The organism is Flavobacterium denitrificans DSM 15936 (genome assembly GCF_000425445.1).
In the GTDB taxonomy this organism is placed as follows: domain Bacteria; phylum Bacteroidota; class Bacteroidia; order Flavobacteriales; family Flavobacteriaceae; genus Flavobacterium; species Flavobacterium denitrificans.
On record NZ_AUDL01000017.1, the window covers coordinates 39,507 to 54,215 of the forward strand.

The following is a 14,709-nucleotide window of genomic DNA, read 5'->3' on the forward strand; positions in this document are numbered from 1 at the left end:
TCAAGTTATATTGCAATAAATAATATTGGCACAGTTTAGAAAGTAATGTTTGTGGTGTATTGAACGTTTATGGTAAAATTGTTCACATTCAGAAATTCTTTATTGTTTCCAAAATCGGGAATGCTTTCTGGATAAGGCTGTAGGTCTATAAGATAGGATGCATTTTTTTGCATTGGACGGAAATAAAGTACCATTTCTTGAGGTTGGCCAGTAAGAAATTTGCGTAATCCAATCTGCCATGGAATTCCCTTGTAAAATTCATCAGTAACCAGCTCGCCATCAATAAATCCCATTGCCGTATCTCCAGTGTAGTTTACCGTTAGATAAGCATCGTTAACATGTTTTGGAAGCTCCGAAGGAAGGTTTAAACTCCATTTTCTTTCACTAATCTTTTTGCTGTTAACATTCATTATTACTTGAGGGAGTGAAACTTTATAAGAGGAAAAAACTCTTTGATTGTCCAGCTTCGTTAAGTTCCCAAAAGTGTTTTTTGGAACTATTGATGTTTTAGGATAGATTTTAATGGTAAAGTCAGAACTTCCATCCTGAAGTAATTGAGTGCTTTCACCATTTTCTAATACCAGTGCATCGGAAAAAATGAAATGTTTTTTTCCGTTAATTGAAATTTTGTACATTTTTAAGGCTAATTCTTTACTAATGACAAGTATACGAATCATTTTTCCTGAAGCTGTTAGCTTGAATTCATTTATAGCTTCATTACAAGAAACCAGAGTTCTCTGCGAATTTTTATTGATAGACGTGCCTTGAAGGTTATTTATAGTAATATTGGACGGAAATGAAAATTCACTTTTTATACCCGCTGGGGTAAAGAAAATATAATAAGGTACTGATTGCTCTTCGTCCTTTGCTAAAAGTTGAGCAGTGGCATAATTAAGCTGAAAACCATTAAGGTCAAGGTTGTACGGAAAAATAACGTTTTCATTGCTTTCAAGATTAAACGAACCTTTTTCAGGAATTATAATATTAGTTTGCACGGTTTTTATTTTCAAGCGTATGTTTTTCTGCTCCACCATGGTAGTATCATCTTGAAAATTGTTTAGAAAGACAAAGCCCGAATTGCCTTTTTTTCTTACTGCATATCTTAAAGAAGTTATATTTTGAGGAGTAAGGGAAGAGGCATCCTGAGGCAAAACTGTAGTCATTGGTGCAAGTAAATGCCCATAATCTTGTACAAAAAAATGTAATAGTTTTAATCGTTGAAAGCCTTCCCTTACCTGTCCATATTCACCAATAGGTGCCTGAAAATCATACGATATTTTAGGAAGACCGTAGGCTTCATCGCTCATATAGGAAGATTTCCCTTTTGGGGTTGATCCTCCATGATACATATAATAACCAATCCCGTTCGCTCCACTTCCAAGACAGCGGTTAATCAATGCATCAAAACTTTTATGCACTGCTATAGGACGGCGTGTATAGACGCTCATAATTCCCGAGCCCAATTCAGCTGAAAATGCTGGATAATCAGTTGGGGTATATCGTACTGGGCCATAGTCTGGAAAACGATGCATATCTTTATACAGAAAAAAGGGTGAGTAGTCTCTTTTAGGTGTCCAGAATGGATAAGCATAAGCAGCAGTTACCGGAATACTTTCATCAGGAATAATTGCGGCATTTCCCCAGCCTGTCGCGGTGTAAATTGGAACATCGATTCCTGCAGACTGTGACAACGATTTCAATATTTTCATATGATCATTTCCCTGTTTTAAAAATGGGTTGACAGCATCGGAAATTCCAACTCCTTCCTGAGTTACACTCATATCTCTTTCTGAAGCCGTCATTTCAAGAGGCTGTCCTGGATATGTAAGTCCCCAAGGAGCTGCGGAATGCTGGTATTCGTTTTCAATTTGTACCCCAATAATTGGCCCATCATCTTTGTAATAAAAACCTTTGAGTTGTTTTCCAATTTCATTGTATAGCCTTTCAACATATTTTAAATAAAGAGGATCATTAGAACGAATGTTTAATGCTCTGCCCATAAGCCAGTCAGGAAGACCTCCGTTGCGTATTTCGCCATGGCAGAAAGGTCCTATCCTTACTATCACTTCAATATTATTTTTTTTGCACAGTTGAAGGAAATAACGTAAATCTTTGTCATCCTTCCAATCAAATATATTTTCTTTTTCTTCATGAACATTCCAGAAAACATATGTTGCTATTACGTTGATTCCTCCAGCTTTGATTTTACGAATGCTTTCATCCCAATATTTTTTTGGATATCTTGAAAAGTGAAATTCTCCCACAATCGGAATCACAGGTTTATTCCCTACTGACATATAGTAATTGTTCACTCTTATTTTTTCTCCCTTGGAATTGGTTCCTCCAAGTTTCAATTTTTGATGTATTTCAATATCAGGAACGTTTGTATCTAACTCGTATACTTTTTGAGCGGTTGTTATAGAGGAAAATAAAATTACTATTACAATACTTAAATGTTTTTTCATTAATATAGTTATTGAACGATGATAGCTAGTCTAGTAGTAAATCAAATGTATAGTTCGTATTGTAAAAAACCATCATGCTCTATCCTGATTCCGTGTTGTTTATATTCTATACCTCAATAAGAACTATAAATTTTGATGTAAAAGAAATAAAAGAAGTTAATTAGTGGGACGGTACATCATTCGGATAACCACTTTAAATGTAGAGTTACAAATGTTTGAAGATAATAAATGTCATTGGACAACTATTTATATAATATAAAATTGCATAGAACTGTAATTTACATTTTTCAAGATACAAACGAGCTACAAGTTTAATCATAACAACAAGCATCTAAAAGAAAAGGAAAATAAAAAACGAGTTAAAATACTGTTTATTAATACTTTAACTCGTTTATTTGTTTTTGTTTTGTCTTATTTTGTCCTGCTATTTTCCGATGCAGAAATTCGCAACCTTTATTTGTATTGCGGACCTAAAGGTACAATTGAGGTACAAACATTAACACAACATAGCAGTAAAAAACAAACAAACTTTATTCATTCTTTTTAATGAAAGCAGAACTTTGATTAACAGTAATAACATCTTTTTAAGAACACATTAATCCGGTGGTTGAAACAAAATTATGAAAATTATTTGATTGAAAAGGGTTTAGATCTTTTAAAGAGCATCTTCTAGTTTAGTTTTCGAATGAATCTGCTGATTTTTTTTAAATTTTAATTTCGTAAGATCAACATCTATTTATTATTTTTTTTATATCTTTGAACAACCGGTTGTGTTTGTTGTTTATATTCCATTATTTTCTAATAGTTTGACGGTCTCTTTAGATTGTTTAAATTAAGTTTAAAAGCAAAGCCTACTAACTCTTAGATTTAGTATAGGGTTTTGTTATACCGTTTGTTGCCACTGAAAAGAAAGAATGAATTATAAATCAAATAACAAACTTGGTATGCCTGAAGATAATATTGATAAAATAAATTTCGAAGAAATTAATAAATCCGCAATTTCTAAACCTCTAGTATTGCATATATACACAGCTGATCCCTCGGCACATGTGTTTGAAAATAAAATATATATTTATCCTTCCCATGATATCGAAGCCGGGATTCCCTTTAATGATAATGGTGATCATTTTGGTATGAAAGATTATCATGTGTTTTCGATGGATTCTATAGAGTCAGAAGCAGTAGATCATGGTGTTGCGCTACATATTGATGACGTAGCATGGGCTGAAAAACAAATGTGGGCTCCAGATGCAGCATACAAAAATGGTAAGTATTATTTGTATTTCCCAGCAAAGCGTGTAGATGGAATTTTTCAAATTGGTGTTGCAGTGAGTAATTCGCCTGCAGGGCCTTTTGAACCTCAAAAAGAGGCGATAAGGGGTAGTTACAGTATTGACCCCGCTGTTTTTGAGGATGATGACGATAGGCATTATATTTATTTTGGAGGTATCTGGGGTGGACAACTTCAAAAATATAGAAATAATAAATATGATATCAATAACCAAGAACCATCTGATACTGAGCCTGCTTTAGGACCCATCGTGGCAATGCTGTCAGATGATATGCTAGAATTTGCAGAAATACCAAGGGAAATTAAAATTCTCGATGAGAATGGGGAACCGCTGAAAGCTGAGGATAATGAACGACGTTTCTTTGAAGCTTCTTGGATTCATAAATATAATGGTCAATATTATTTTTCATATTCGACTGGAGATACACATTATATCTGTTATGCAATAGGCGACAATCCTTATGGGCCCTTTACCTATCAAGGCCGTATTCTTAATCCGGTGATTGGATGGACATCACATCATTCGATTTGTAAAGTAAATGACGAATGGTATCTGTTTTATCATGATTCGAGTTTGTCAAAAGGTGTGACGCATTTGCGAAGTATTAAAGTAACTAAAATCGATTATACAAATGACGGAAAAATCCTTACCATAGACCCATATGGTTTAAGAAGATCAACGGAGTAGATGTTGCTTGTCAGAGCCTTATACAGTATAGTCAAATTATACTGCCTAAGGTTTTAAAAATACAACTTAATAGTAAAGTAATTAAGTGGAATAAACTTAGTTATCTGATAGTCTTTGAACGTTATTTATTGAGGCCGATCGTGATTGTAATTTCATGAAAAGGGAATTATAATATTGAATGTGATTTTTTTGATAAAACTTTTCTTTCTTAATTTAGAAAAGGTATAAAAAAACTCATTCATTTTTTTGCTCTATTTTTTAAAAATAATTAATAGAATTTCAATTTTCCTAAAATTCAGATCAATTAAAGTTGATAAAAAACAAATATTTTATCAATTTTATTACTTATACTGTTTTTTACTTTACATATTTTTGATTTTTTGTAAAAATATTATTAAGCAACCGGTTGTTCTTTGGGATATTTTTTTATATTTGTAATAAATACACTTATTAATTATCTAGATTCAATTATTTTATAACCACACATTTCAAAGAGATGTTAAAATACAAGAACAAATTAAAATGAAACACCAAAAAATATTTCTGCTATTATCTTTATTATTTCTTTTTTCTTTTAGTGAAATAAAAATTAAAGATTCTCTTGTAAAAGCGCAAGTTGGCAAAATGCCTATTTTTTCTAATGTTGTTTATACAGGCAATGATGATATTTATAAAAATAATCCTTTAAAACCAGACGAATTTTATACTCCAATTTTACAAGGATGTTATCCGGATCCTGCTATCACCAGAAAAGGAGAGGACTATTATATGGTTTGCTCTTCTTTTGCCATGTTCCCAGGAGTGCCAATTTTTCATTCTAAAGATTTAGTGAATTGGACAGATTTAGGAGGCGTTTTAAATAAGGTTTCAGAATTTAATCCTCACGATACTGGAATTAGCCAAGGAGTGTACGCACCAGGTATAACTTATAATCCTCATAATGATACTTTTTATATGATTGTAACTGCTTTTACGGGAGGAATGGGTAATATTATAGTAAAAACAAAAGATCCAATGAAAGGTTGGGGAAGTCCTATGAAATTAGGTTTTGATGGAATTGACCCATGCATTTTCTTTGATGATGACGGAAAAGGTTATATCGTACACAATGATGCTCCAGACAAAGGAAAGGCACTGTATGAAGGTCATCGTGTAATTAAAGTTTGGGAATATGATCTTGTAAATGACAAAGTAATTTCGGGATCAGATAAAATTATAGTTGATGGCGGTGTAGATCTTTCTAAAAAACCAATATGGATTGAAGCACCACATTTATATAAAAAAGACGGTCGTTATTATTTAATGTGTGCCGAAGGCGGAACTGGAGATAATCATAGTGAAGTTGTTTTTATTAGTGACAGTCCAAAAGGGCCTTTCAAACCAGCATCAAACAACCCGATTTTGACGCAAAGATATTTTCCACAAGATAGACCTGAAAAAGTGGACTGGGCGGGACACGCTGATTTAGTATTAGGCCCTGATAATAAATATTATGGTGTGTTTCTTGGTATTCGTCCTAATGATAAAAATAAAGTGAATACGGGACGCGAAACTTTTATGTTGCCTGTAGATTGGTCAGGAGTTTTTCCAATTTTTGAAAACGGATTAGTTCCTCTCAAACCAAAAATGAAAATGCCTAATGGTGTTAATGAAAACAAAACTGGAAAAGATGGATTTTTTCCTAATGGAAATTTTACGTTTACAGAAAACTTCACATCTGAAAAACTAGATTACAGATGGATCGGGCTTAGAGGGCCTCGAGAAAATTTTATTTCAGTAACCAAAAAAGGACTAGAGATCAAGCCTTTTGCCGTAAATATAAAAGAAGTCAAACCAACGTCAACACTTTTTTATAGACAGCAGCACAATAATTTTTCTTTCACATCGACATTAGATTATAAACCTGTATCTGAAAAGGATTTGGCTGGAATTGTTTGCCTTCAGAGCGAGCGTTTTAACTACGTGTTTGGTATTACCAAAAAAGGAAAAGATACCTATGTTGTATTGCAAAGAACCGATAAAGGGCAATCAAAAATTGTTGCAAGTACTAAAATTGAAATCAAAAAAGACATTCGTCTTCAGGTAAAAGCAACAGGAGACAGCTATCAATTTAGCTATGCTTTAAATGATGTTGATTTTGAAAATTTAGGCGGAAGTGTTTCTGGCGATATTCTTTCAACAAATGTGGCTGGAGGTTTTACAGGAGCATTAGTAGGTCTGTACGCTACGAGTGCAAATGACGCTTACGCAGAATAAAAAGAAACGTCTTTACATAAGGATTGAATTTTTTAATTCAACATTTAAACAATTCAAAAATAATTTTTGGCATTAAAAATATCACTATATAATGAAATCAATAATTAGATTTTTTGCATTTGCTGTTCTTTTTTTGATAGGACAAAATGGATATTCTCAAGATCCAAATTTTCACGTTTATTTGAGTTTTGGCCAATCAAATATGGAAGGTTATGCCAAAATAGAACCTCAGGATATTGCTTCAGTTGATGATCGATTTCAGGTTTTGGAAACAGTTGATTGTCCTGAAATTGGACGTTCCAAAGGCACTTGGTACACGGCAGTTCCGCCATTATGCAGATGTAATACTGGGCTGACTCCAGTTGATTATTTTGGAAGAACTTTAATTGCCAATCTACCAAAAAATATAAAAGTCGGTGTTATAAATGTGGCTGTTGGTGGATGCAAAATTGAACTTTTTGATAAAGATAAAACATCAGAATATGTTGCAACAGCGCCTGATTGGATGAAAGGCATTCTGAAACAATACAACGACAATCCTTATCAAAGATTGGTGGAAATGGCAAAGATTGCTCAGAAGAAAGGTGTAATTAAAGGGATTTTACTCCATCAGGGAGAATCTAATACTGGTGATACGCTTTGGCCCAAAAAAGTAAAAATTGTTTATGATAACCTGATGAAAGATCTGAATCTGGATCCCAATAAAGTTCCGTTGCTTTCGGGTGAAACTGTAAATGAAGATCAAAACGGCAAATGCGGAAGTATGAATAAAATTATAGCAACACTTCCTAAAACAATACCTAATTCGTATGTGATTTCTTCAAGCGGATGCAAAGCCGAATCTGATAATTTGCATTTCAATGCGGCAGGTTATCGCGATTTAGGTAACCGTTACGGCGAGAAAATGCTATCATTATTAGGGTATAAATGGTACAATGGAAAAGACTTTTTCCGGGTTAGTGCTCCAATTGGTTTTGATCAGGTAAATTCAAACGAAGCAGCGGGTAAAGTAGAATTGATTAGTTACCAATCTAAAACGGTTGGAACCATAAGAAAAGCAAATGTATATACGCCTCCCGGATTTAATAAAAAGAAAAAATACCCTGTTTTATATCTCCTGCACGGAATAGGCGGCGATGAAAATGAATGGTTGAAAGGAGGAAATCCACAAATTATATTAGATAATCTTTATGCTGAAGGAAAATTAGAACCTATGATTGTCGTAATGCCAAACGGAAGAGCAATGAAAGATGATAGTGCTACAGGAAATATCATGGCTCCAGATAAAGTACAGGCTTTTTCAACCTTCGAAAAAGATTTATTGGGTGATTTAATTCCGTTTATTGAAAAAAAATATCCTGTTTATAAAGACAGAGAGCATCGTGCAATTGCCGGTTTGTCTATGGGTGGCGGGCAATCTTTGAATTTTGGCTTAGGGAACTTGGATAAATTTGCTTGGGTTGGTGCATTTTCAGCTGCGCCAAATACCAAAATGCCAGAAGAATTACTCCCAAATCCTGAAGAGGCAAAAAAGAAATTAAAATTACTTTGGATTTCGTGCGGTGATAATGATTGGTTAATTAGCAACAGTAAACGCACGCACGATTATTTGTATAAAAATGATGTGCCTCACATTTATTATTTAGAGCCAGGCGTGCATGATTTCAAAGTTTGGAAAAATGGATTGTATATGTTTTCACAGTTTTTATTCAAGCCTGTCGATCAATCCAGTTTTTCAGAATATACGATTTTAGGTGATCAGGCTGCGACCAACATCCGTAATGCGAAGTATCCTCAAATATTGCCGGATAACCGTGTCGTTTTTAAAATAAAAGCGCCAGAAGCTTCAAAAGTACAGATTGATTTAGGCAAGAAATATGATTTGTCCAGAGATTCAGACGGACTATGGACTTCAACAACAGGAGTAATTAATAAAGGTTTTAATTATTACTCCTTGCTTATTGATGGGCTAGCAGTTGCTGATCCTGCTAGTGAAACATTTTATGGCATGGGACGCATGGCCAGCGGCATTGAAATTCCAAATAGAGAAGGTGATTTTTACGAATTGAAAATGGTTCCCCATGGTGACATCAGAATCAAAAAATATTTTTCAAAAGCAACTAATTCGTGGCGTGAAATGTATGTTTATACACCAGCAGGTTATGAAAATTCGACCGAAAAATATCCTGTTTTATATCTGTTGCATGGAGGAGGCGAAGACCAAAGCGGATGGGCAACTCAAGGCAAGGCTAATTTGATTTTAGACAATTTAATAGCCGAAAAGAAAGCAAAGCCAATGATTATCGCCATGCTTGATGGAAATATGGGGAATGCAGGTTTCAATGAAAATGCATTGAAAGCATTTGAAAATGAATTAAAGGAGGGCGCAATTCCTTTTGTAGAAAGTAATTTTAAGGTGGTTGCAGATGCCAAAAACAGAGCACTTGCCGGATTATCGATGGGAGGATTGCAGACATTGTATGCTGGTGTTAAAAATTCAGATATGTTTTCAAGTATAGGTGTATTCAGCTCAGGTTGGTGGGCCAATAATGACACATTATCAGGACCTCAATATGAATTTATGAAAAACAATGTAACGGCTATTAATTCTAATATCAAGAATTTTTGGATTTCAATGGGCGGAAAGGAAGACATTGCATATGAAAACTGCAAAATAATGATGAGCAAATTCGACCAAATGGGTATTAAATATAAATACAGCGAATATTCAGGAGGACATACGTGGCCGGTTTGGAGACATGATTTGTTCCTGTTTGCTCCGTTATTGTTTAATTAATTTTTCAGATATCTAAAGGAATTCCAAAAACAACATAAATGATGAAAAAATACCTAATTGCCATATTGTTTTTGTTGGGGATTTCACTAACTGCACAACAGAAAGAGGATTTAAAACTTTGGTATAAAAATCCTTCTGGCACAGTATGGGAAAATGCTCTTCCAATTGGAAATGGTTTTCAGGGCGCCATGGTATACGGGAATGTTGAGAAAGAAATTTTTCAACTAAATGAAGCAAGTGTATGGAGCGGAAGTCCGAACAGGAATGACAATCCTGATGCGAAAAATGCGATGAATGAAATTAGAAAACTTATTTTTCAGAAAGAATATAAAAAAGCCGAAAAACTCATCAATGAAAATATAATCACTAAAAAATCCCACGGGCAAATGTTTCAGCCTGTGGGAAATTTAGAATTGGATTTTCTAAATCATCAAAACTTTACCGATTATTACCGAGAGCTTGATATAGAAAAAGCTGTTACAAAAACAGTTTATAAAGTTCAGAACGTTACCTATACACGTGAAGCATTTATGTCTTTCCCTGATCGGGTTTTAGTGATAAAACTTTCTGCTGATAAACCGGGAAAATTGTCGTTTACAGCTGCTTTCACTTCTGAGCATAAAAAGCAAGAAATGAAAGTTGAAAACAACAATGAACTTTCACTTTTGGGAACTACAAGTGATCATGAAGGTATAGACGGAAAAGTCAATTTTAATGCATTGGCAAAATTTAAAGTCAATGGCGGAGGAATAAAAAGTTTTGGAAATTCTATAAAAATTGAAGGCGCAGATTCCGTTTTGATTTATATTTCTATCGCAAGTAATTTTATTAATTACAACGACATAAGCGGCAACGAAAAAAAACTTTCAAAATCTTTTTTGGATAAGGCATTTGATAAAGATTATAACAATATGAAAAAAGCTCATATTGCTTATTATCAAAAATATTTTAAAAGAGTCAAACTTGATTTTGGAACGACTGAAGCATCTAAACTACCAACAAATGAAAGATTAGCGAATTTCAGAAATGTTTCGGATCCATCTTTTGTAGCACTTTATTTTCAATATGGAAGATATTTATTGATTTCATCCTCACAACCTGGCGGTCAGCCTGCTAATCTTCAGGGTATTTGGAATCACAGCATGAATCCTGCATGGGATAGTAAATATACCATCAATATAAACACAGAAATGAATTATTGGCCAGTTGAGAAAACTAATTTATCAGAAATGCATGAACCGCTTTTAAAAATGATTTCTGAACTTTCCGAAACAGGAAAAGAGACTGCAAAAGTGATGTTTGGCGCCCGTGGCTGGATGGCGCATCATAATACTGATATATGGCGTATTAATGGCGCTGTGGATGGTGCCACTTGGGGAGTTTGGAATGCCGGCGGAGGCTGGTTAAGCCAACATCTTTGGGAACATTATCTGTATACTGGCGATAAAGATTATCTTCAATCGGTATATGAAATACTTAAGGGAGCAGCCGATTTTTATGCTGATTTCTTGGTAAAAGATCCTGAAAGTGGCTGGCTGGTCGTCGTTCCTGGAAATTCACCTGAAAATAGCCCGGCAGCGCATCAAGGTTCTGCGGTAACTGCCGGATCAACAATGGACAATCAAATCGTTTTTGATGTTTTTAGTACGGCAATAAAAGCATCTGAAACATTAGGAAAAGACAAACAATATGTTGATAGTTTAAAAACGTTGCGCAATATGCTTCCGCCAATGCAAATTGGCAAATACAATCAGCTTCAGGAATGGATGGATGATGTTGATGATCCTAAAGATAATCATCGCCATATTTCGCATTTATATGGCTTATATCCTTCTAATCAGATTTCGGCTTACAAAACTCCGGAGCTTTTTGCAGCCGCAAAGAATACATTATTGCAAAGAGGCGATATCTCTACAGGCTGGAGTATGGGCTGGAAAGTAAATTGGTGGGCAAAAATGCAGGATGGAAACCACGCTTTTAATTTAATCCAAAATCAATTGACTCCACTCGGCGTAAACGCTGGAGGCGGGGGTACTTATAATAATCTTTTTGATGCGCATCCGCCATTTCAGATTGATGGAAATTTTGGTTGTACATCAGGTATTACTGAAATGTTGATGCAGAGTTCAGACGGTTCGATCCATTTACTTCCCGCTTTGCCCGATGCTTTGAAAGGATATGGAGAAATAACTGGTTTGAAAGCGCGAGGAGGATTTGAAATTAAAGAGTTGAAATGGAAAAATGGAAAATTAGTTGCTGTCAGTATTCAGTCCAATCTTGGAGGAAATCTTAGATTAAGAACTCCAAATCAAATCATTCCTGAAAATAAGATGAATTTTAAAACTGCTTCAGGTGCTAATTCAAATATTTTTTACGAAACGAATGAAATCCAGAACCCCATTATCGCCAAAGAATCAACTATAAAACCTTTGGATATACAAGCAACAATTTTATATGATATTGATACTGAAAAAGGTAAAATATACAACTTGAGAATTAAGGAATAATTCAATTTCGAATATCAATATCAATTATTTCATAAAGCAGTGAGGATTAAAAGACGAATTTTAAAAATGCTCATATTAAATTCAGAGAACATGAAAAACAAGTTTCTATTTATAATAAGTTTACTATCGTTTTTTTGTGCCAATGCACAGCAATATCCTTTTAAAAATCCTTCTCTTAGTTCAACAGAAAGAGCAAAAGATCTAATTTCACGATTGACGCTTGAAGAAAAAGCAGCGTTAATGTGCGATCAGAGTGATGCAATACCACGATTAGGAATTAAAAAATTCAATTGGTGGAGTGAAGCTTTGCACGGCTATGCTAATAATGATAATGTGACTGTTTTTCCTGAACCTATTGGTATGGCAGCATCATTTGATGATCAATTTATTTATCAAGTTTTTAATGCCGTTTCAGATGAAGCCCGTGCTAAATTCAATCAGTGGATTCAAAACGGAAATGAAAACAAGCGTTTTTTAAGCCTCTCAGTTTGGACTCCAAACGTAAATATTTTTAGAGATCCGCGTTGGGGTCGTGGCCAGGAAACTTATGGTGAAGATCCTTACTTGACTTCGCGAATGGGAATCTCTGTTGTAAAAGGTCTTCAGGGACCTGCAGATGTTAAATACCGAAAACTTTTGGCTTGTGCAAAACATTTTGCGGTTCATTCAGGACCCGAGTGGAGCAGGCACGAATTGAATCTTAATAATGTAAATCCGAGGGAATTATATGAGACTTATCTGCCAGCATTTAAATCACTGGTTCAAGATGCCGATGTTCGCCAAGTAATGTGTGCTTATCAGCGTTTAGACGACGAACCTTGCTGCAGTAATACAAGATTGCTACAAGGCATTCTTCGTGATGAATGGGGCTATAAATATATGGTGGTTTCAGATTGCGGTGCGGTGACTGATTTTTATACCACTCATAAAGTTTCGTCTGATGCAACACATGCCGCGTCTAAAGCCGTACTGGCAGGAACTGATGTAGAATGTGTTTGGGAAAAATATCCCTTTAAAAATCTTCCGGAAGCAGTTGAGAAAGATTTAATAAAAGAGTCGGATATCAATAAAAGCCTTCTTCGTGTTTTAGTTGGCCGTTTTGATTTGGGCGAAATGGATGATGATGCAATTGTTCCATGGGCTCAAATTCCGGCAACTGTTCTTAACAGCAAAGAACATCAGCAATTAGCACTTGAAATGGCTCAAAAGTCAATGACGCTTTTGCAAAACAAGAACAATATTCTTCCTTTAAATAAATCCATCAATAAAGTAGCCGTTATTGGTCCAAATGCCGAAAATGAGCCAATGTTATGGGGGAATTATAATGGAACCCCCGTTAAAACAATAACGATCAAAAGTGGAATAGAATCAAAACTTCCTGCAAATAAAATATTTTATGATAAAGCCTGTGATTTAGTAGAAGATAAAGTAAATCAAACCTACTTTGACCAACTTTCTTTTGAAGGGAAAAAAGGGATGAAAGCAACTTATTGGAATAACTCGAATAGAGAAGGCAGTCCAGTAGTATCACAACAGATTTTAAATCCGATAAAAATGACAACTGCTGGTCAGCATGAATTTGCTTCCGGAGTGAAATTAGAAGGATTTTCAGCAAAATATGAGGCAGAATTTGCAGCTAAAGCAAATGATACATTGGTTTTTAAAACTGGTGCCACGGGAACTTTCGAATTAATGGTTGACGGAATTTCTAAAGCAAAATACACCAATTGGAGAACAGTACCGGGAAAAATTCCATTTGCCGTTGAAGCAGGTAAAAAATATAAAATCGAAATTAATTACGCCCAGTCAAACAATTGGTATGCAAACCTTGAATTTGATTTTGGAAAAGAATTCGATATAAATTTCGGAGCTTTAATCCAGAAATTAAATGGTATTGATACGGTGATTTTTGTCGGCGGACTTTCGACTTTGCTGGAGGGTGAAGAAATGCCGGTTTCGTATCCGGGTTTTAAAGGAGGAGACAGAACGAATATAGAACTTCCGGCTGTTCAGAGAAAATGTCTGCAAGAACTTAAAAAAGCGGGTAAAAAAGTAGTTTTTGTAAACTGCTCGGGTTCTGCAATTGCTTTTGCACCAGAAACATCAAGCTGTGATGCCATTTTACAGGCATGGTATCCTGGGGAATCAGGTGGCCAGGCTGTTGCCGATGTTCTTTTTGGAGATTATAATCCTGCGGGGAAACTTCCAGTTTCATTTTATAAAAATTCAGATATATTGGGAGATTTTGAGGATTATTCTATGAAAGGACGCACGTACAGATATACAACGGATGTATTATTTCCTTTTGGCTTTGGTTTGAGTTATTCTAAATTCGACATTGGTACGGCAGAACTGAGCAATCCAAAAATAAAATCAAATGAAAGCACGCAATTGAGTTTTTCAATTAAAAACAGTAGTAAACGTGATGGAACTGAGATTGTTCAAGTATATGTTCGAAAATTAAATGATATAGATGGCCCATTAAAAACCCTGAAAGCTTTTAAACGGATCAATTTAAAAGCGGGAGAAAGTCAAAATGTAACGATTGATTTGCCATCATCTTCATTTGAATTTTATGATCAAAATACTAGAAATATGAAGGTAACTCCAGGTGAGTATGAGGTGTATTATGGTAATAGTTCAAAAACTCAAGATTTAAAAATGATTAAAGTTTTTGTTCAATAATCTATCAAAATTCAACGCCT

Annotated in this window: 6 protein-coding genes; 5 read left to right on the plus strand and 1 reads right to left on the minus strand. The window is 34.7% G+C overall.

What is annotated here, in order from left to right; genetic code table 11:
* Positions 1-35: 35 nt before the first annotated feature.
* Positions 36-2,465 (minus strand): beta-galactosidase, encoded by a 2,430-nt coding sequence (locus tag H600_RS0111295; RefSeq protein WP_026728885.1) that lies wholly within the window; start codon positions 2,463-2,465, stop codon positions 36-38.
* Between the two features lie 944 nt (positions 2,466-3,409).
* Here H600_RS0111295 and H600_RS0111300 point away from each other — a divergent pair.
* The 5 genes from H600_RS0111300 (at position 3,410) to xyl3A (ending at position 14,689) form a co-directional block, all read left to right on the plus strand.
* On the plus strand, positions 3,410-4,444 hold the full coding sequence (locus H600_RS0111300; RefSeq protein ID WP_026728886.1) for a glycoside hydrolase family 43 protein: 1,035 nt from the start codon (positions 3,410-3,412) through the stop codon (positions 4,442-4,444).
* Between the two features lie 522 nt (positions 4,445-4,966).
* The gene (locus tag H600_RS0111305; protein WP_026728887.1) at positions 4,967-6,700 is read left to right on the plus strand and encodes a glycoside hydrolase family 43 protein; all 1,734 of its coding nucleotides are present in this window, start codon (positions 4,967-4,969) and stop codon (positions 6,698-6,700) included.
* A 91-nt stretch (positions 6,701-6,791) separates the two neighbouring features.
* Entirely contained in the window at positions 6,792-9,497 is a 2,706-nt protein-coding gene (locus H600_RS0111310; protein WP_026728888.1) for an alpha/beta hydrolase-fold protein, read from the plus strand.
* 38 nt (positions 9,498-9,535) lie between these two features.
* Entirely contained in the window at positions 9,536-12,004 is a 2,469-nt protein-coding gene (locus H600_RS0111315) for a glycoside hydrolase family 95 protein (RefSeq protein ID WP_245176555.1), read from the plus strand.
* A 90-nt stretch (positions 12,005-12,094) separates the two neighbouring features.
* Complete coding sequence (xyl3A, locus tag H600_RS0111320; RefSeq protein ID WP_026728890.1) at positions 12,095-14,689, plus strand: xylan 1,4-beta-xylosidase; 2,595 nt, start codon at positions 12,095-12,097, stop codon at positions 14,687-14,689.
* Positions 14,690-14,709 lie beyond the last annotated feature (20 nt).

What these genes read in the sequence shown, in the direction of transcription:
- H600_RS0111295 (WP_026728885.1), bottom strand. Translation starts at nt 2,465, where the DNA reads ATGAAAAAACATTTAAGTATTGTAATAGTAATTTTATTTTCCTCTATA.
- H600_RS0111300 (WP_026728886.1), top strand. Translation starts at nt 3,410, where the DNA reads ATGCCTGAAGATAATATTGATAAAATAAATTTCGAAGAAATTAATAAA.
- H600_RS0111305 (WP_026728887.1), top strand. Translation starts at nt 4,967, where the DNA reads ATGAAACACCAAAAAATATTTCTGCTATTATCTTTATTATTTCTTTTT.
- H600_RS0111310 (WP_026728888.1), top strand. Translation starts at nt 6,792, where the DNA reads ATGAAATCAATAATTAGATTTTTTGCATTTGCTGTTCTTTTTTTGATA.
- H600_RS0111315 (WP_245176555.1), top strand. Translation starts at nt 9,536, where the DNA reads ATGATGAAAAAATACCTAATTGCCATATTGTTTTTGTTGGGGATTTCA.
- xyl3A (WP_026728890.1), top strand. Translation starts at nt 12,095, where the DNA reads ATGAAAAACAAGTTTCTATTTATAATAAGTTTACTATCGTTTTTTTGT.